General features: G+C 69.2%; 19 protein-coding genes. 8 read left to right on the top strand and 11 right to left on the bottom strand.

What is annotated here, in order from left to right:
• Positions 1 to 57 precede the first annotated feature (57 nt).
• Both ABJD39_RS06680 and ABJD39_RS06675 read left to right on the top strand, forming a co-directional pair.
• Complete coding sequence (locus ABJD39_RS06680) at positions 58 to 1,221, top strand: acyl-CoA dehydrogenase family protein (protein ID WP_348613293.1); 1,164 nt, start codon at positions 58 to 60, stop codon at positions 1,219 to 1,221.
• A 294-nt stretch (positions 1,222 to 1,515) separates the two neighbouring features.
• Positions 1,516 to 1,821: a hypothetical protein gene (locus ABJD39_RS06675; RefSeq protein WP_348613291.1), complete on the top strand. Its 306-nt coding sequence runs from the start codon at positions 1,516 to 1,518 to the stop codon at positions 1,819 to 1,821.
• Positions 1,822 to 1,824: 3 nt separating this feature from the next.
• Here ABJD39_RS06675 and ABJD39_RS06670 read toward each other — a convergent pair whose 3' ends face one another.
• Positions 1,825 to 2,208, bottom strand: coding sequence for a DCC1-like thiol-disulfide oxidoreductase family protein (locus tag ABJD39_RS06670; RefSeq protein ID WP_348613289.1), 384 nt, complete (start codon positions 2,206 to 2,208; stop codon positions 1,825 to 1,827).
• A gap of 58 nt (positions 2,209 to 2,266) precedes the next feature.
• Positions 2,267 to 2,755 (bottom strand): cupin domain-containing protein, encoded by a 489-nt coding sequence (locus ABJD39_RS06665; protein WP_348613287.1) that lies wholly within the window; start codon positions 2,753 to 2,755, stop codon positions 2,267 to 2,269.
• A gap of 117 nt (positions 2,756 to 2,872) precedes the next feature.
• On the opposite strand from ABJD39_RS06665, the gene ABJD39_RS06660 reads away from it, so the two are divergent.
• A complete protein-coding gene (locus tag ABJD39_RS06660) occupies positions 2,873 to 3,193 on the top strand; it encodes a 4Fe-4S dicluster domain-containing protein (protein ID WP_348613285.1) in 321 nt (106 codons plus the stop codon).
• A 277-nt stretch (positions 3,194 to 3,470) separates the two neighbouring features.
• On the opposite strand, the gene ABJD39_RS06655 is transcribed toward ABJD39_RS06660, so the two are convergent.
• Positions 3,471 to 5,600, bottom strand: coding sequence for a heterodisulfide reductase-related iron-sulfur binding cluster (locus tag ABJD39_RS06655; RefSeq protein WP_348613283.1), 2,130 nt, complete (start codon positions 5,598 to 5,600; stop codon positions 3,471 to 3,473).
• A 120-nt stretch (positions 5,601 to 5,720) separates the two neighbouring features.
• Between ABJD39_RS06655 and ABJD39_RS06650 the strand changes: the two genes are divergently transcribed.
• Both ABJD39_RS06650 and ABJD39_RS06645 read left to right on the top strand, forming a co-directional pair.
• Positions 5,721 to 6,317 (top strand): conditioned medium-induced protein 4, encoded by a 597-nt coding sequence (locus ABJD39_RS06650; RefSeq protein ID WP_348613281.1) that lies wholly within the window; start codon positions 5,721 to 5,723, stop codon positions 6,315 to 6,317.
• A gap of 226 nt (positions 6,318 to 6,543) precedes the next feature.
• Complete coding sequence (locus tag ABJD39_RS06645; protein WP_348613279.1) at positions 6,544 to 7,257, top strand: CRISPR-associated protein Cas4; 714 nt, start codon at positions 6,544 to 6,546, stop codon at positions 7,255 to 7,257.
• 24 nt (positions 7,258 to 7,281) lie between these two features.
• Here the strand turns inward: ABJD39_RS06645 and ABJD39_RS06640 are convergent, their stop codons facing one another.
• Genes ABJD39_RS06640 through ABJD39_RS06630 form a run of 3 tightly spaced genes read right to left on the bottom strand, consistent with a single transcriptional unit; the run spans position 7,282 to position 8,709 of the window.
• Positions 7,282 to 7,923, bottom strand: coding sequence for an L-threonylcarbamoyladenylate synthase (locus ABJD39_RS06640; RefSeq protein WP_348613277.1), 642 nt, complete (start codon positions 7,921 to 7,923; stop codon positions 7,282 to 7,284).
• 9 nt (positions 7,924 to 7,932) lie between these two features.
• Positions 7,933 to 8,439 carry a redoxin domain-containing protein gene (locus tag ABJD39_RS06635; protein WP_348613275.1) on the bottom strand — a complete coding sequence of 169 codons (507 nt, stop codon included), beginning with the start codon at positions 8,437 to 8,439 and terminating at the stop codon, positions 7,933 to 7,935.
• Positions 8,440 to 8,709 carry a glutaredoxin family protein gene (locus ABJD39_RS06630; RefSeq protein ID WP_348613273.1) on the bottom strand — a complete coding sequence of 90 codons (270 nt, stop codon included), beginning with the start codon at positions 8,707 to 8,709 and terminating at the stop codon, positions 8,440 to 8,442.
• A gap of 184 nt (positions 8,710 to 8,893) precedes the next feature.
• Here ABJD39_RS06630 and ABJD39_RS06625 point away from each other — a divergent pair, with 184 nt between their 5' ends.
• Positions 8,894 to 10,279 (top strand): hemolysin family protein, encoded by a 1,386-nt coding sequence (locus ABJD39_RS06625; protein WP_348613271.1) that lies wholly within the window; start codon positions 8,894 to 8,896, stop codon positions 10,277 to 10,279.
• A 231-nt stretch (positions 10,280 to 10,510) separates the two neighbouring features.
• Here ABJD39_RS06625 and ABJD39_RS06620 read toward each other — a convergent pair whose 3' ends face one another.
• The 4 genes from ABJD39_RS06620 to ABJD39_RS06605 all read right to left on the bottom strand — a co-directional run bounded on the left by ABJD39_RS06620 (position 10,511) and on the right by ABJD39_RS06605 (position 13,685).
• Entirely contained in the window at positions 10,511 to 11,716 is a 1,206-nt protein-coding gene (locus ABJD39_RS06620; RefSeq protein WP_348613270.1) for an inorganic phosphate transporter, read from the bottom strand.
• Between the two features lie 80 nt (positions 11,717 to 11,796).
• The gene (locus ABJD39_RS06615; RefSeq protein WP_201289569.1) at positions 11,797 to 11,952 is read right to left on the bottom strand and encodes a hypothetical protein; all 156 of its coding nucleotides are present in this window, start codon (positions 11,950 to 11,952) and stop codon (positions 11,797 to 11,799) included.
• 64 nt (positions 11,953 to 12,016) lie between these two features.
• Positions 12,017 to 12,775 (bottom strand): type 1 glutamine amidotransferase, encoded by a 759-nt coding sequence (locus ABJD39_RS06610; protein ID WP_348613269.1) that lies wholly within the window; start codon positions 12,773 to 12,775, stop codon positions 12,017 to 12,019.
• 121 nt (positions 12,776 to 12,896) lie between these two features.
• Positions 12,897 to 13,685: an alpha/beta fold hydrolase gene (locus ABJD39_RS06605; protein ID WP_348613268.1), complete on the bottom strand. Its 789-nt coding sequence runs from the start codon at positions 13,683 to 13,685 to the stop codon at positions 12,897 to 12,899.
• A 134-nt stretch (positions 13,686 to 13,819) separates the two neighbouring features.
• Between ABJD39_RS06605 and ABJD39_RS06600 the strand changes: the two genes are divergently transcribed.
• Positions 13,820 to 14,845 carry a threonine aldolase family protein gene (locus ABJD39_RS06600; RefSeq protein WP_348613266.1) on the top strand — a complete coding sequence of 342 codons (1,026 nt, stop codon included), beginning with the start codon at positions 13,820 to 13,822 and terminating at the stop codon, positions 14,843 to 14,845.
• 100 nt (positions 14,846 to 14,945) lie between these two features.
• Positions 14,946 to 15,488, top strand: coding sequence for a TspO/MBR family protein (locus ABJD39_RS06595; RefSeq protein WP_348613265.1), 543 nt, complete (start codon positions 14,946 to 14,948; stop codon positions 15,486 to 15,488).
• Positions 15,489 to 15,544: 56 nt separating this feature from the next.
• Here ABJD39_RS06595 and ABJD39_RS06590 read toward each other — a convergent pair whose 3' ends face one another.
• The gene (locus ABJD39_RS06590; RefSeq protein WP_348613263.1) at positions 15,545 to 18,337 is read right to left on the bottom strand and encodes a GAF domain-containing protein; all 2,793 of its coding nucleotides are present in this window, start codon (positions 18,335 to 18,337) and stop codon (positions 15,545 to 15,547) included.
• Positions 18,338 to 18,418: the final 81 nt, after the last annotated feature.

Below are 18,418 nucleotides of genomic sequence, written 5' to 3'. Positions count from 1 at the left end.
CACGAAGGATCCGGCAGATCCCGACATCCCTTTGTCGACGTGTCACCGAGTCCTCGTATGCTCGATTACGTCGGTCTGGAAGCGGACCTCTCGGCCGAGGAGAAACTGATCCGGGACACGGCCCGGGAGTTCGTCGCCGAGGAGGTCGCCCCCGGCATCGCCGACCATTACGAGGCCGGAACCTTCCCCACGGAGCTTATCCCCGGGATGGGAGAGCTGGGATTCTACGCCCCGAACCTGGAGGGGTACGGCTCCCCGAACGTCTCCGAGCGCGCGTACGGGCTGCTCATGCAGGAGCTGGAGGCGTGTGACTCCGGCCTGCGCTCGATGGCGAGCGTGCAGGGCGCGCTCGTGATGTACCCGATCCACGCGTTCGGCAGCGAGGCCCAGAAGGAGGAGTGGCTCCCCGCGCTCGGACAGGGGGAGGCCGTCGGCTGCTTCGGGCTGACCGAGCCGGAGCACGGCTCGAACCCCTCGGGAATGGAGACGCGCGCCGAGCGCGACTCCGACGGGTTCGTCCTGAACGGGGAGAAGACGTGGATCACCAACTCCCCCATCGCCGACGTGGCGGTCGTGTGGGCGAAGCTCACCTCGGAGGAGGGCTCGCCCGTGCGCGGCTTCCTCGTCGAGACGGACCGCGACGGGGTGGGGACGCCGAAGATCGACGAGAAGCTCTCGATGCGCGCCTCCGTCACCGGCGGGATCGTTCTCGACGACGTGCGCGTCCCCGAGGAGAACGTCCTCCCGGAAGTCGAGGGGATGAAGGGGCCGCTGTCGTGTCTCACGCAGGCCCGGTTCGGCATCGCCTGGGGCGCCGTCGGCGCCGCCCGCGACTGCTTCGAGACGGCCCGCGAGTACCAGACGGAGCGCGACCAGTTCGGCGGCCCGATCGCCCGCTTCCAGATCCAACAGGAGAAGCTCGCGGAGATGGCGACGCAGATCACCCTCGCACAACTGCTCGCGTATCGACTCGCGGACCTGAAGGAGCGCGGCGACCTGCGGCCCCAGCAGGTGTCGATGGCCAAGCGCAACAACGTCCGAATGGCCCGCGATCAGGCGCGCGTGGCCCGCGAGATGCTCGGCGGCAACGGGATCACGACCGACTACTCGCCGATGCGACACATGAGCAACCTGGAGACGGTGTACACCTACGAGGGAACCCACGACATCCACTCGCTCATCCTCGGGGAGGATCTGACCGGTCTGTCGGCCTTCTCGTGACGTCGTAGGCGGCACGAGCTGTGCTTACAGGCCGGTCAGCGACCGGGATTTCGGCCTTCTCGTAGCGAGGCGACACAGTCGCCTCGAACGACCGACGACGCATCGTCGCGCGCGACCCGCAGATCGCGCTCGTACGCCGATAGTCACCGGCTTACCGCTCACGTCGTTCGATCGTGTCGATCCGGTCCGCGGCGCCGCCACGTCGTCGAGGGGACTCGATCCCGTACCCGCCGTGCTAACGGCGTGATAACCATGATCATAGCTAAGTAGGTAGACTCTGAGGCGCCAACCGAGATGGCCAAACCAGTCGAGGACGGATGGTGGACGCTCACGTTCTCCCGCGAGGAGGCGTGGGTGGTCCACGTCGCGCTCCTCGACCGGGTTCGCACGGCGGTCGAAGCGGGGGATTCCTCGGAGGGATATCCCGAACTCGACGCGCTGACGGCGATCGAGTGCGGGCGCGAGCGGTTCGATCCCGAGGAGCTCACGGTCATTCGTCGGGCGCTCGAGGCGTACCTCCAGCACGCACCCCCGCGGGACCTGGCGCCCGGGCAGGCGGCGCTGCGACGGACCGCCGCTCCGGCCGCCCCCGACGCGTGACCGCTACGTCGAGCCGTTCCCGTTCGACAGCGAGTCATGCCGCGCGAACGTCCCCCACAGCGCCCGCCGATCGGCGGCCCAGTGATAGAGCGTCTCGCGGGCCTCCGGGTACTTCGGCAGCCCCTTCGCGGCCGCGGTGAGCCACCAGCCGGCTGCGCCGGTGCGCTTTGTAACCTGTTCGAGCGCCTCGCCGCAGGAGTACACCGCGGTATCGGTGACGAGGTGCATGCACTCCTCGTAGTCGTCGGGAAGACGCGCGCGGAGGTCGTCGTCCTCGGCCAACTCCGAGAAGCCGACGGCCTCGAACTCGCCCAGTTCCAGCGCGTGCGAGACGACGAACGTGCAGAACCCGCAGTCGTCGTCGTACACGAGGCGGGGGACGGACATACCCGATCTACGGGCTCGGTAAATATGTGGCTTCGGGCGGCCTGACCAGCCCGTCTCGCTATTCTTCCTCGCCGTCCCAGTAGTCGACGGCATCGCCGCGGTGGAAGTACGCGTCCACGTCGCGCTCGTTCTCGCCGCCCGGCGCCGCGCCCGCCATCGCGCCCACCTTGTCGGAGTCGGGGTACACGAGCACCTCCGGGTCACGCATCGTCGAGACCGTCAGGTACCGGAGCGCGCCCTCGGAGTCGTTGATCACGCGGTGGGCGCCGTCCTCGCCCGCCGGGAGCGCGACGTAGTCGCCGGCGCGGAGGGCGCTCGTGCCGTCAGCGTGGCGCAGCGTTCCCTCGCCCGCGAGGACGTACAGCGCCTCCTCGTTGCCTGCGTGGTAGTGGTACGGCCACGCGCGCTTGCCCGCCGGGAGTTCGTAGAGGCTACAGCCCAGATCCTCGCCGCCGGCTGCCGCGGCCAGCTTCTTGCGCCGCCAGCCGACCGACTCGCCGCGGTCGGTCTCCTCCCAGTCGAGGTCGTCGGCGTTGACGCGGTTCACGCCCCTGAAGTCTCCCGCGTCGACCGTAATCGTATCGCCCGTCGCGCACGCGTTCGCCGTCGCTTCCGGAGCACCCGGATGCCGGCGTTTTTGTACGTGTCGCGGTAAACACCGGTAATGGGAATCGATCCGAACTTCGACGACAACCGCGAGCACGTCGGCGAGGAGAACGGCCTCGACGTGTGGGGGCCGGTCGACCCGCCGGAGAAGCTCGGCATCCACGGCGCCCACGTCGCCGTCGACTACGACATCTGTATCGCCGACGGCGCGTGTCTGGAGAACTGCCCGGTCGACGTGTTCGACTGGGTCGACACGCCCGACCACCCCGAAAGCGAGCGGAAGGTCGAGCCGACCCGCGAGGACCAGTGTATCGACTGTATGCTCTGTGTGGATATCTGCCCGGTCGACGCGATCGACGTGGACGCCTCGCGATCGTGAGCGAGAAGTTGGATTCGCTCCCAGAGAGCCAGAAGCATTGCCTGGTGCTTCCGTTGCTTTCGCACTGTGGGTCGAGTTTCCCGGGGTCGATCACTCGCTGACTTCGTTGAGTGCCTCTTCGAGCGCACCGTCCGCAAGTTCTTCCGCCGTCGCGTCTACGTCGTCGAACTCCTCACGCAGCGCGGCGAGCGAATCGTCGCTCATACCCTGACTCACGATCGGAGGAAGGTTCAACGTTTCCGCCACCCGATGTTCCCGGAGATCGGACTCGGATCCGTCAGTCGGCCGCCGCTGGCGACGTATCCCCGTCGGCGTCAGCGTCCGCCGGCGCGTCGACGGCGACGCCGTCCTTCGCCGCGAGCGCCTCACACAGCAGTTCCGCGATGTCGACGATCTCGATGTCGTCCTCGAAGTTCCCCGTCTTGCGGCCGTCCTCGTACATCGTCCCGCACATCGGACAGGCGACGACGAACTTCTCGACGGCGTCGCCCGCGTCGGTGTCCTCCAGCGCCTCGCGCAGGCGCTCCTCGCTGGGTTTGGTCTCCTCCTCGTGGTCCATCCAGAGGCCGCCGCCGCCGCCGCCACAGCAGAACGAGTCCGCGCGGTTGCGCGGCATCTCGGACAGCTCGACGCCCGTCGCGCGGATCAGGTCCCGCGGCGCCTCGTACACGTCGTTCATCCGGCCGAGGTGACACGGGTCGTGGTACGTCGCGGTGTAGTCGAGTTCCGTGCCGTCCAGTCCGAGGCGACCCTGCTCGACGAGGGTCTCGACGACCTCGGTGTAGTGGAAGACGGGGTCGTCGAACTCCGACACCTCCGGGTACTCGTTGCGGAAGGTGTTCATCGAGTGCGGGTCGGTGGTGACGACCTTCTCGAAGGTCGCCGACTCGAACGCCTCGGTGTTGTCCTCGACGAGCATCTCGAAGAGCCCCTCCTCGCCGACGCGGCGCACGTCGTTGCCGTCGTGCTGTTCGTCCTCGTAGAGGATGCCGTAGGAGACGTTCGCGCGCTCGAACAGCGTCGCCAACGATCGAGCGACTCGCTGGTTGCGCTCGTCGTAGCTCGGGTACTCGCCGACGTACCAGAGGAACTCCACGTCCTCCTCGCGGGCGTCGGGCACCTCGAAGTCGAGGTCGTCGGCCCAGTCCGGCCGCTTACGGGCGGGGTCGCCGAACGTGTTGCCGTTCTGGAACACGTTCATCATCGCGTCCTGCACCATCTCGTCCATCTGCCCCGTCTCGGTGAGCCGACGGTTCATCTGCGTGAACTCCGAGACGTGTTCGATATCGACGGGGCAGGCGTCCATGCAGGCCATGCAGGACATGCACGACTCCATCGACTCGGCGGCGATCACGGAGTCACCGCCGTCCGCGACGATCTCGACCTCCTCGGTCTCGCCGGCATCCAGCGACTCGCGATAGCTCTTGAGATCGAGGATCACGTCGCGCGGGTCGAGAGGGCGGCCGGAGGCCTTCGCGGGACACACGGAGGAACAGCGGCCGCACTTCGTGCACGCGTCGTGGTCGAGGATGTGGCGCCAGGAGAAATCGTCGATGGAGGCGTAGCCGATCTCGTCGGGGCCGGCGTCCTCGGGCACGCCGGGGAGCCGGACGCCCGCCTTCTCGTCGCGGGTAACGACGTTCGCGAACGAGGAGATCATGTGGAACGGTTTCGCGTACGGAATGAGCGCGATGAACACGAACGCCAGCAGGGCGTGACTCCACCACGTGACGGTGTACAGCGTCTCGGCCATCCCGACCGTGACGCCCGCCTCCGCGAACACGCCGGCGAGGAAGAAGCCGACGAACGACACGCGCTCGAACGCGACGAACTCGGCGGAGCCGATGATGCGGAACGCCTCCAGCACGTAGCCGCCGACCCCGAGCGCCAACAGGGTCCAAACGAACGCATCGTCCTCCAGGGAAGTGTGCTTGCCCCACAGGCGACCCTCGCGCTCGGTGTAGCGCCGGTAGATGGCCATGCCGACGCCGACGACGAACAGCAGCCCCATCGCGTCCATCACGAACGAGTACGAGAGGTAGAAGTCGCCGACGAAGAACGACTCGCCGGTGACGGGGCGCCAGAAGTCGAGGTCGATGCCGAGGATGGTCGTCCCGATGAGGAGGGTGAGAAAGCCCCACAGAATGAACGCGTGCATCACGCCCGCGTACAGGTCGCGGTCGAACTGTCCCCGGTTCGATGCCACGATCCGGGCGGCCCGCAGGACCCGCCCCGGCAGGTCGTCGAGGCGGTCGAACCAGTCGTCCTCGCCGGCGGCGTAGCGCGCGAACCGCGCGTACGTCCCGTAGAGGAACACCGCGATCGCGACCGCCGCGAGGTAGTAGAACGCGGCCTTCCCGACGGGACCGATCGTCCAGAAGGTCTCGCGCGTCACGTCGGCTTGCATGTCGATAGCCCGTCGCCGGCCCCGATTAAATCTTCCCACACCATCCGCGTGAAGGTCCGCGACGACGGTCGTCGTCGCCGGCAACAGCCTTTTGTCCGACGACAGTCATCGTTTCAGTCTATGGACGAGAAGACGGAGGAACTCCGCGACATCTTCCTCGACACGACGGGCGGCGACACCGTCACCGAGCGTCAGGAGGAGGGGCACGGCTCGCTCGCGGGCGAGAGCGACGCCGCCGAGCGGGTCTCGGACCTCGTCGCGCGGATGCGCGAGCGCTACGAGTTCGACTCCGGCTGCTCCGAGGACGACCTCGTTCGGGTCGTCAGGCTGTACTTCGACGACGCTGACGACGCCGCGATCGCCGACGATCTGGGTGTCTCCGAGGACGCGGTGTTCGACGCCCGGATGGACCTCCACCTCGTGCGCGAGTCGGACCGCGAGGCGCCGTTCGATTTCTCGCGTCTCCGCTCGCTGGTCGTCGACGAGGTCCCGCTCGCGGAGCGCGCGGCCGCGCTGGGCGCCGACGAGGAACTCGTCGCCCACTACTCGGCGGTCGTCGCTGCGGACGTTCGCTCGACACGGGCGAACGACCGCTTCCGCGACGAGTTCGCCGAACTGCTCGCGGAGCAGGACCTCAGGGGCGGCCACACCGAGGACGCCCGCGAGGACGGGCTCAGGGAGGCCGCCGAGGACATCGAGACGAACGTTTCCTTCTGACCGACCGCTTTTCGCGGGGGCCTCACGCGCCTTCGGCGCGCTCGACCCCCGCCAAAACCCGTCGATGACAAAAGGCCGCTCGCTCGCCGGCCAGAGGCCGGCTCGCTCGCGGTACAACCGCTGGTGACTCCGTGCCGCGGCGGCGACCGCACCGCCTCCGCACGCACTCGCCTCGTTCTCCTTTCCATGGCGAACGTTCAAATACGAACCCGGAACCACCACCCACGTGCCCCGGGAGAAGGCGACGTTCACGGATCTCGCAACGGCGACGTACTGCCCGCGCCAACTGTACTACGACCGCCGCGAGGACGACCGCGAGCCGCCGCCGGAGGCGACCGCCCGGATCGACCTCGCCTTTCGGTACCCCGAGCTGCGCGAACTGGACGATGCGGCGCTGGCGGCCGAGCCGATCGATCGATCGCCGGCCGAGTACCGCGCGGCGCTCGATCGACTGGCCGAGCGGTCGGACTGGAGATCGCTGTCGAGGCCAACCGACACTCGCGTCCTTCTCGACGGGAAGGACGCTCGCGGTGTCGCGCACAAGGTGCTCGGCGCTATCGGTGCGGACGCGCCGCGAGACGACGAGGGGAACCCGACTGGGGATCCGCCGGTTCCGGTGATCGTCTCGCCGGGCGACCCTCCCGAGCGGGGCGTGTGGGAACCACAGTCGGTGAAGGCGGTCGCCGCGATGCACGCGCTCTCGTGGCAGGAGGGGCGACGGGTCCGGCGGGCGCTCGTCGAATACCCGACCCACGGCGTCGTCAGGGACGTGTCGCTGTCCGTACGCCGCTCCGGAACCTACCGGCGGGTGCTCCGGTCGGTTCGGGACATGGACGGCCCGCCGGCACGGCTGTCCGGTAGCCCGAAGTGTCGGGAGTGCCGTCATCGGACGAACTGCGGGGTAAAAACGCGGAGCCTGCGGAGTATGATCGGGTTGTAGGTCCGGAGCGGCGAGCCATCCGGCTCAAGGCTGGCTCGCCAGCCACTCGCGGATCTCGTCGGCCAGCGGGCCCGCACGGTGGATGACGCCGCGATCGGGGTCGACGACGGTGCTCTCGCCGCCCGGCGTCTCGCCGCCGTCGAGCACGACCGCACAGCCGTCGCGAATTCGGGGATCGAGGTCGGCGACCCGGCGGACGCTCCCGGCGCCCGAACGGTTCGCGCTCGTCGCGGTGATCGGGCCGGCGGCGTCCGCGAGCGCCCGCGCAGTCCGGTGATCCGGCACGCGGATCCCGACCCGCGGCTCGCCGTCGGTGAGCTCCGCCGCCAACGCGCCGCCGCGGTCGGTGACGACGGTCACGGGGCCGGGAAGGAACGCCCGCGCGAAGCGGGCGGCGCGGTCGCTCGCGGGCACCAGCGACAGCGCCGCCTCGACGCTCCCGAACGCGACCGACAGCGGCTTGTCCCGCGGGCGGTCCTTCAGCGCGAACACGCGCTCGACGGCGGCCGAGTCCGTCGCGTCGGCGCCGAGCCCGTACACGGTCTCCGTCGGGTAGACCACGGCCTCCCCCGCGCGGACCGCCTCGGCCGCGCGCTCGATATCGTCGTCCGTCTGCTCGGGAGTCGGCTTGTCGTCAGGCTCATGATTCGATCCGTCGGCGTTCATGGGAGCGTCTTACAGACGTTCGATGTGCGCTTCGACCTCGTCGTAGTCCGGGAACTCCGGCCATTCGGCGGCGACCCACGCGTACTCGACGACGTGGTCCTCGTCGAGGAGGAACACCGCGGGACGGTGCTCGCGGATCCCCGTCATCCCGTCGAGGTCATGGACGACGCCGTACCGCTCGCCGACCTCGGCCGAGGGGTCCGAGAATAACTCGTAGTCCATCCCGCGCTCCGCAATGAACGTCTTGTGCTCGTACGGGGTCGAAACGGAGACACCCACAACGGTGAGATCGCTCGAACTCCCCCACTCGCGGTCCCGGATCTCGTTCCAGACGTACGTCGCGGGGAACGCGCCGTCCATCGGGAAGAACACGAGCGCTACCGGCCCGTCGAGATCCGACAGCGCGGTGTCGCTCCAGTACTCGTCGCCGACAAGCGGGCGGGTGAAGTCGGGCGCCTCCTCGCCGACAGCGACGTGGTCCGTCTCCGGGAGCTCGACGACGTCGAACTCGACCATTCAGGCACCCCCCGTTGCGCCGTCGCCGTAGGTGTTGTCGAGGTACTCCACGATGTTGCCGGACTCGGACATCGTCACGCCGGTGTTCTCGTCGCGGATCGCGGGCACCGAGCGCTTGCCGGTGAGTCGTGCGACCGCGTTCCGGTCGGAGTGCATCGGCTCGACGAACCGGGACTCGTAGTCCAGTTCGTACTGCTTGAGCTTGCGAACGACTCGCTCGCAGTAGGGACACGCCTGGAGCCGGTACAGCGTGATATCGGGCGTTGTCATGGCCACGGCTACGACGGCGAGTCTGGTAACGTCTTCGCCCGCGGCACTCGGCGCGCCGTGCCGTAGTGCGTTCACGACGCGGCGGCGTCCCCATGAGGCGGACGGTCCGGCCGAGAACAGACGACGGCGCCGCGCCACCCGAGGACAACGCTTAATTCGGGGGGCCGTCAAGCCATCGTATCGCATGGGTTTGTCGCCGGTACACGCTCCAGTAGTCGCGCCCGCGCAGTTCGCCGGGCTCACGAACGTGGTGCCGATCAACGACGCGACCGTCACGATCGGTGGCGTCGTCGCCATCGCCGTTCTCATCGCACTCTCGGCGTTCTTCTCCTCCTCGGAGATCGCGATGTTCTCGCTCGCAGCCCACCGGATCGACCTCCTCGTCGAGGAGGGCCGCCGCGGCGCCAACGCGGTCGCGGAGCTGAAGTCCGACCCGCACCGGCTGCTGGTGACGATCCTCGTCGGGAACAACCTCGTCAACATCGCGATGTCGTCGCTGGCGACGGCACTCGTCGGGATCTACGTCGAGAGCGCCGGCGCCGCCGTCCTCATCTCCACGTTCGGGATCACCACGCTGGTGCTCCTGTTCGGGGAATCCGCACCCAAGAGCTATGCCGTCGAGAACACCGAGTCGTGGGCGCTCCGGATCGCTCGCCCGCTCCAGCTCTCGGAGTACCTCCTCCTCCCGCTCGTCGTCACCTTCGATTACCTCACCCGCCTCGTCAACAAGGTCACCGGCGGCCGGTCGGCCATCGAGACCTCGTACGTCACCCGCGACGAGATCCAGAACATGATCCAGACCGGGGAGCGCGAGGGCGTCATCGAGGAGGAGGAGCGGGAGATGCTCGACCGCATCTTCCGGTTCAACCAGACGATCGCGAAGGAGGTGATGACGCCCCGGCTCGACGTGAACGCGGTGCCGAAGGACGCCTCCATCGACGAGGCGATCGAGACGTGTGTGCAGGCCGACCACGAGCGCGTCCCGGTGTACGAGGGGAACCTCGACAACATCATCGGCGTCGTGAACATTCGCGACTTGGTCCGCGCGCGCTACTACGGCGAGGGAGAGAACGACCTCGCGAGCGTCGTGCAGCCGACGCTGCACGTCCCCGAGTCGAAGAACGCCGACGAACTGCTCGAGGAGATGCAGGACACCCGGATGCAGATGGTCGTCGTCATCGACGAGTTCGGGACAACCGAGGGAATCCTCACCCTGGAAGACATGGTCGAGGAGATCGTCGGCGAGATCCTCGAGGGCGACGAGGAGGAGCCGTTCGAGTTCGTCGAGGACAACACCGTTCTCGTGCGCGGCGAGGTGAACATCGACGAGGTGAACGAGGTGCTCGACATCGACCTTCCGGAGGGGCAGGAGTTCGAGACGCTCGCCGGGTTCGTGTTCAACCGCGCGGGTCGCCTCGTCGAGGAGGGCGAAGAGATCGACTACGAGGGCGTGAAGATCCGCATCGAGGAAGTCGACAACACCCGTATCATGCGCGCCCGCGTCACCGTCACCGACGAGTACTTCCAGACGGACGAGCACGAGGGCGACGAGGCGGAAGTCGAGAACTGACCGGTGCGCTCGATCCCGCCGGATCGACGGGTGGTGTTCCTCGGACTCGCCACGGTGCTCTCGGCGGTGATCTGGATAGGTATCGAACTGACGCTTCTCGACGTGACCTTCCGAGCGCGGCAGTCCAGGCCGTCGCGTGCGGGCTCGCCGTCGGCGTCGTCCTCGGCCACTCCGGCTAAGCACCGGCGCGTCCTGTCTCTCTCCCTGTCCAGCGTCGCGCTCCGACGTCTCCTACAGCACCGCGTCGACCGCGGTGAACGCGCCGTAGCCGATCCCGAGCGCGAGCGCCAGCGATCCGACCCACGCAAGCACGGTGTAGGCCATTTTCCGTGTACTCACGCCGGAGCCGCCGGCGGCGTACCCCGATCCGATGATCGCGGAGACGATGATCTCGTTGAACGAGACGGGGATGCCGAACGCGACGGCGGTCTGGGCGATGGCGAAACTGGGAATAAGCGCGGCGATCGAGCGGCGCGGCCCCAGCGATGAGTAGTCCTGCGCGAGCGCCTTGATCATCCGCGGGGCGCCCGTCCACGACCCCGCGAGCAGCCCGATCCCCCCGCCGACGAGCACGGCGATCAGTGGGATCTGCACGGCCGCGCCCTCCCCGCCGATCAGCGGGACGAGCGGGCCGATCGCGAGGCCGACCTGCGACCCGCCGGCCGAGAAGGCGACGAGCCCGCCGAGCGCGAGCAGGAAGTGCCGCTGGCCGCGCGCCTCGTCGAGCGTCATGTCGCGAAACAGCGCGAGCGCGACGAGGACCGCGAACGCCACCGTGACGACGATCCTCCCGAGATCGACGCCGGCGACGCCGACGGCGGGGAGTGCGGCGGCAGCGGCGCCCGCAAGCGAGCGCTGTACCCCCGGCGGGCCGAGCACGGTGAAGCCGATGTTGGCGACGAGGGCGGCGACGAGGGCGGCGAGCGTCGGCACGGCGACGCGTTCCGGAACGCGTTCCGCGCGCAGGAGTCGCGCCGTGGCGTAGGCGATGCCGCCGCCGATGAACGGCGTCGCGACCCACAGCGCAACGATCTCGCGGTACTTCTCCCACGCGGGGTCGCCCCCGAGCGCGAGACCGACGCCGACGACGGCGCCGGTGACGGTGAACGCGGTGGCGATGGGGTAGCCCGCGAACACGCCGATCGCGACGAGCACTGCGGCGGTGATCAGCCCGACGATGGCGGCGGTGGCGGTGATCGACACCCCGACGACGAGGTCGTTCCCGACCGCCTCCGTGACGTTCGCGCCCTGGAGCACGGCCCCGAGAAATCCGAGTATCCCGACGATCAGACCGGCGCGCATCACCGAGATGGCGTTGGCGCCGACGGCGGGGGCGAACGGCGTCGATCCCGACGATCCGGCGCCGATAGCCCACGCCATGAACAGCGATGCGAGCGCGGCGACGAGGAGCGTAGCGAGGGTGCCGGCTGCGACCATACCCGGGCGTCAGGCCCCGCGGGTAAGTCGTTGTTGGGTCCGGTGTCGGGCGGTCGGACTCCGGGCCGACGCGGGAGCGTTCACTGTCGCCCCTGATCGTAGCCCTCGGCGACGTTGACGACGATCCGGCGGATGAACAGGTACGCGCCGAACACCAGCGCGAGCAGCACCACGAGGATGATCGTCAACCCGGGGTTCGCGGCGACGGCGTCGATCAGCGTGTCGACAACTGCCATGCCCGCCGATGCGACGCTGCGGGCCATAGGGGTTTCGACAGGGTGACCGCGGACCGGCGCGGCCTCACGCCTCGACGCCGTCGCCCGACGCCGCATCGCGGACGCGGCGGCAGTGCGCGGTGAAGTTGTCGAAGAGCGTCTTCGCCTCGCAGGCGGCGTCGTAGCGCTCGGGAGTGATCTCCGCGAGCACCTCGTCGACCCGTTCGTCGCCGATGCGCTCGCGTTTCCCGTCGGTCACGGTTTCGGCGGTCTCGATATCGTACTCGGGATGGAACTGCACGCCCCAGCAGTCGCCCTTCCGGAACGCGTGCACGCCGAACTCGTTTTCCGCGAGCAGCTCCGCGCCCGGCGGAAGCTCGACGACGGCGTCGCCGTGGGTGGTGAAGACGGTGAACTCGCGGTCGATGCCGGCGAACAGCTCGTCGTCGCCGCGGTGGGTGATCTCGTTGTAGCCGATCTCGAAGTCGTCCATGCCGCCGACGCGGCCGCCGAGCGCCTCGGCGAGCACCTGATGGCCGTAGCAGACGCCGAGGATCGGCAGGCCGCGCTCGGCCGCTTCGGCGGTCCACTCGACCAGCGGCGGGATCCACTCCTCGTCCCAGTACACCGAGGAGCGCGAGCCGGTGATGACCACCCCGTCGAACGGCGACGCCGTTCGGCTCGACGAGGTTCCCTCGTCGTTGTCGAAGTCGAAGAGATCGGGCAGCTGCTGTGCGTTCGCGTCGAACTCGACGAGGTCGGCGTCGAGCTCCCGGCGGAAGTTCCGGGCGGTGTTCGCGCCGTCGTGGGCCGCGTTGAGCAGCGCGAGCCGGAGACGTGTCATTGGCGATGCTGTGTCGCTCGCGGGCAAAGGGTTTGCGCCCCCGCCGAGTTCCGCCGGCGTCGCGGACGCGGTAGACGCGGCCGGGGACCTGCCGAGCGGAGCCGTGGCGGGCGGGAGCGCGTCACTCCTCGTCCTCGAAGAACGCCAGGACGCGGTCGTTCACCTCGCGGCTCGCCTCCACGTTGGCGAGGTGGCCCGCGCCGTCGACCGCGACGAACTCCCCGCGGGGCAGCCCCTCGGCGAGTTCCTCTCCCTTCGCCGGCGGACACACCGCGTCCTCGCTCCCGTGGAGCACGAGCGTCTCGTTCGACACCTCGTACAGCCGGTCGGCGACGTTGAACTCGCGAACGGCCGACCGCGCGGCCTCCCACGCCCCGCGGTCGGCATCCTCGACGGCGCGCCACTCGACGATCCGCGAGACGACCGACGGCTGGTACTCGAGGAACTCGCCGGTCACGGCCGCCCGAAGCGACGACTCCAACGCCTCCGGGTCGGCGGGATCGGCCCACAGCGAGTCAGGGTTCATCCCATCGCCGTACGCGGGCGTACCGACGAGCGCGAGCTTCCGCACGCGCCCGGAGTGTAGCGCCGCGTGCAGCGCGACCATCCCCCCGAGGCCGACGCCGACGACGTGGGCCGCGCGGACCCCCGCGCCGGCGAGCACGGCGTCCAGATCCGCGGCGAGTTGGCCGACCGTGTACGGTCCCGGCGGCGCGTCGGAGTCGGCGGTGCCGCGGGTCGCGGGGACGACCGCGCGGTACGGCCCGGCGACGGCGGCGTGTTGCCAGCCCCACTGCCACGGTCCGTACCCGATCTCGCCGCAGAACACGACGGCGTCAACGTCGCGGTCGTCGCCCTTGCCGTCGACTTCGTAGTACAGGTTCACGTCTCCGTTCGCTGCGTTGGGCACGCTCGGGCGTTCGTCGCCGCGGAGTGTCAATCCCGGTGGTCGGTCGCGGCCGGCGGTCGTCCCGGGCGGCGCCGCGGTGCCGCGTCCGCCCCGTGACCGGACCGTATTTCCGCGACGAGAGCCACCCGACGCACATGATCGACTTCCGGTCGGACACGGTGACCCGCCCCAGCGACGAGATGCGCGACGCCGCCCGCGACGCCGCCGTCGGCGACGACGTGTACGCCGACGACCCGACGGTCAACGAGTTGGAGGCGCGCGCGGCAGATCTCGCCGGCTTCGAGGACGCGCTGTACGTCCCCTCCGGCACGATGGGTAACCAGATCGCCATCCGCACGCACACCGACCGCGGGCAGGAGCTGCTGTGCGACGAGCAGGCGCACGTCTACAAGTGGGAGCTGGGCGGCATCCCGCAGCTCTCGCAGGTCCAGCCGCGCATTCTCGACTGCGGCGACCGCTGCGTTCCGACGCCCGAGCAGGTACGCGAGGGGTACGTCGAGGAGGACCTCCACCGCCCCGGCACGGGCCTGCTGTGTCTGGAGAACACTCACAACTCCCGCGGCGGCGTCGCCGTCCCGAAGGCGCACCTCGACGAGGCGGCCGAGGCCGCCCACGATCTGGACGTTCCGGTCCACCTCGACGGCGCGCGCTTCCTCAACGCCTGCGTCGCGCTCGACGTCGCCCCCGAGGAGATGACCGAGTCGGTCGACTCCGTGATGTTCTGCCTCTCCAAGGGACTCGGCGCCCCGGTCGGCTCCGTGCTCGCTGGCTCCGCGGAGTTCATCCAGCGCGCCCGCCGGACCCGGAAGCTGTTCGGCGGCGCCATGCGGCAGGCGGGGATGATCGCCGCGCCCGGCCTGCTCGCGCTGGAGAACGTCGACCGGCTCGGGGAGGATCACGCCAACGCCGCCCGCCTCGCGGAGGGGCTGAACGGCATCGAGGGGCTGTCGGCGCCCGTCCCCGACACGAACATCGTGATGGTCGACAGCGAGGCCGCCGGCCTGACCGGCGAGGAACTGTCCGCGGCCTGCAAGGACGCCGACGTCTCCTTCAGCGCCTTCGGCGAGTACACCTGCCGGCTGTGTACCCACCTCGACGTGGACGAGGACGACGTGGACGAGGCGCTCGACCGCATCGAATCGGTCGTCGCCGAGGCCTGAGTCAGCCCCCGTCTCCACCGCGTTCTCTGGGATGTCGATTCCGACGACCACTGAGCTGCCGGCTCTCCGTTTTATGCCGTCTGGCGACGTACGAGCGTCCATGACCGACACATCGACGACCCGCGGCTCCGGCGGTCCTAGCGGTCCCGGCGGTCCGATCTCGGCCCTCGACGACCGACTCGACGGGGTCGCCGGACTCGCCGCGCTGGTCCTCGCGGTCAACGTCGCCGGCGCGGTCCCCGCCGTCGTCGGCGGACCCGACTCGACGTGGTTCGCGGCGCTGACGAAGCCCGCGATCTATCCGCCGTCGTGGCTGTTCGGCGTCGTCTGGACGGCACTGTTCACCCTGTCGGGCGTGGCGGTGTGGCTTCTCGTCCGCGCGGAGCCGTCGCGTGCGCGCCGCCTCGCGCTCGGCGCGTTCGTTTTCCAGTTCGCGTTCAACGTCGCGTGGACGCCGACGTTCTTCGCGTTTCAACGGATCGCGGCGGCGCTGGCGATCATCGTCGTCCTCGCGCTCGCGCTCGCGGGCACGATCGTCGCGTTCGCCCGCGTCGACCGCCGCGCGGCGGCGCTCTTAGTGCCGTATCTCGCGTGGGTCTGCTTCGCCGCGGTGTTGAACTACCGCTTCCTCGCGCTGAACTGAGCTGCGGCCCCCTCACGTCCCCGAGCGTTCGCCTCGGTCGCGTCACGGACCGCGAGTCACGGATTCGCCGCCGCCGACCCGGCGTCGGTTGCGAACTCGAATCGCGCCCCCCCGTTCTCCCCGTTCGCCACCGTCACCGACCAGCCGTGGGCCTCGGCGATGCGGCGGACGATCGCGAGCCCGAAGCCTGTGCCGTCCTCGACCGTGGAGACGCCGACCTCGAATATCTCCTCTCGGCGTCCCGCAGGGACTCCCGACCCGTCATCGCTGACGGCGAACCCCGCGGGCGTCGCTTCCACGCGGACGGCCGGCGCGTCCCCGCCGTGCTCGATACTGTTGCGGAACAGGTTCTCGAACAGCTCGCGCAGGCGGTCCTCGTCGGCCTCGACGACGAGGCCGTCGTCGACGGCGAGCGTCGCGTCGCCGGTGTCGACGCTTCCCCACGCCGCGCGGGCGGCGACCGACACCTCCACCGGATCGGTGTCACCGACGACGCGGCCCTCGCGGGCGAGCCGAAGCAGGTCGTCGACCAGTTCACGCATGCGCTCGACGGCGTCCGAAACGGTGGTGAGGTGGTTGATATCCCCCGTCTCCCTGACGAGTTCGAGGTACCCCTCGGCGACGGATAGCGGGTTGCGCAGGTCGTGTGAGACGACGCTCGCGAACTCGTCGAGCCGCTCGTTCTGTCGGCGAAGCGCCCGCTCACGCTCCTTTCGCTCGGTGATGTCCGAATAGATGGCGTAGCCCCCCACGTTCTCGGTGCCCAACTCCAATGGGACGACGTACATCAGGAAATCGCGCATGCCGTCCGCCGTCTCGCGACGACACTCGGTTCGGAGGCTCTCGCCGTTGCGGAGCCGTTCGTTGAACTCGGTCGCCTGTGTTTCCGCTTCGGAGTTCTCGGGGACGATGTACTCGTCGAGCGATTCGCCGATCACCTCCTCCCCGTAGCCGAACGTGTCGACGAACGCCGAGTTGATATCGCGGACGACGGGATCGCCGTCGACCAACTCGAACGACAGCGCCGCGTCGGGGACGTTCTCGAACAGCGCCGAGAGACGGTCGTGTTCGGCGCGAAGGTCCGCCTGTGCGCGAACCCGCTGCAGTGACACTGCCACGTGTGCCATCAGCAACTCCGCGTGGTTGAGGTCGTCGCGGGTGAACGAACTGGGGACGGTTGCCACGGCCTGAAACACGCCGAGATCGCCGATCGGGACCGACAGCCCGGAGCGATACTCTGCCCGTACCGGGACCGCATCGTCGTCGTCCGCGACATCGTCCACGAGCAGCGACTCGCCGGTCCGAAACGTCCGCCCGGCGACTCCCTCGTCGAGGTCCATCGGCCGGGAGCTGTCGGGTGGGCTGCCCGTGGAGTCGGCCTTGGGAACGAGCTTGTCGCCCTCCTTGAGCGTGATCGTCGACTTGTCGAACGAGAGCACCTCCTCGGAGGCCCGGATCGCGCGCTCGATCAGGGTCTCCTCGTCGTCGGCGGCCGCGAGGTCCGCGGTCGCCCCGTGGAGCTGCTCGGTCACGCGACGTGCATCACGGAGCGCCGTCTCCGAGCGGATCCGCTCGCGGGTCGCGGTCGCGTACGACGTGAGCAGCTCCGCGAACTCCAGATCGCCGTCGTCGAACGCACCGACGGGCTCGGTGACGGCCTGAAAGACGGCGTCGCCGGCGAACGGCACCGAGATGAGCGCACGCGGCGTTCCGTCGTGCGACTCCGCGAACTCGCTGTCGGTGACGTCGTCGATGACGAACGAGCGGTTCTCGGTATGGCTCACCTCCATCGCGCCGAACCCCCGCGGGAACTCTTTCGGGAGGTCGGTGTCGGTCGTCGCCCGCATCGTGAACCGTTCGCTGTCGACCGTGTACACGCACGAGCGATCGAACGCGAGCACCCGCTGGGCGATCTCGACGACCAGCTCGTACAGGGCGTCCTCGCCGTCGGCGTCGACGAGCCGCGGGGCCGCCTCGTGGAGCTCCGTCATCACCCGTTCGCGTCGCGTCAGGTCGGCCTGGGCACGCAGGCGCCCGTACGCCTGCCCGACGTGCGTCGCCAACAGCTCCGCCAGCTCGCGGTCGGTCTCGTCGAACGCGTACGGCGTCGTCGAGATCGCCTGAAAGACGGCATCGCTGCCGAACGGGACGGAGATCCCCGACCCGGTCGCGTCGGGGTCGTAGATGTCCCACGTCGAGATGTCGTCGACGTGCATGGTCTCGCCGCACTGGAACGCCCGTCCGCCGACCGACTCGTCCGCGTTGACCCGGGAGCGGAGCCAGTCGGCGTCCTGTGACCGGGCGTGAACCACCATCTCGCCGTCCTCGTGGACGGCGATCGCGCAGTGGTCGAACTCGAGTACGCGCCGTGCCACCGCGATCGTCCGGTCGAACAGCTCCGAGACGGTCTCGGCGGCGGCGATGTCGGCGGTTCCGGCGTGTAGCTCGGTCATTCGTCGCCGCGCCGCTCGCAGCTGTCGGCGCGTCTCGCCGGCGCGCGCACGGTCGATCTCCTCGACGACCCGGTCGGCGTCGGCCGCCCGCGTGACGTACCCGTCGACGTACGACGTGTCCGGATCCGGCTCGCGCTCCGCGTACGCGACGACCAGCGCGGTCGTCGTCGACAGCGCGTCCAACACGTCCGCCGAAAGCGGCGGGTCGCCGACCAACACGACCGCCTTCGGACACCGCTCTCCACTGAGTCGCCCGACGAGCGTAGCAGGATCGACCGTTTCGACATCACCGCCGACGCGGTCCGCGAGCGCGTCGACTAATCCGTCGGGAACCGTCGCGTCGGCCGCCGCCACGACGAGGACGACGATCGACGGCTCCGCGACAGAATCCGCCATAGTTACTCGATGTTGTCGGTTCCTCATTTAACAGTAACGGGGACGCTCCGACCGACGAACGCGGCCCGGAACCCTTTTGCG

This window comes from Halobaculum rarum (assembly GCF_040025155.1).
Taxonomy (GTDB): Archaea; Halobacteriota; Halobacteria; order Halobacteriales; family Haloferacaceae; genus Halobaculum; species Halobaculum rarum.
The sequence above is the reverse complement of the archived record's forward strand: the minus strand, read 5'-3'. Positions and strand labels throughout refer to the sequence as shown.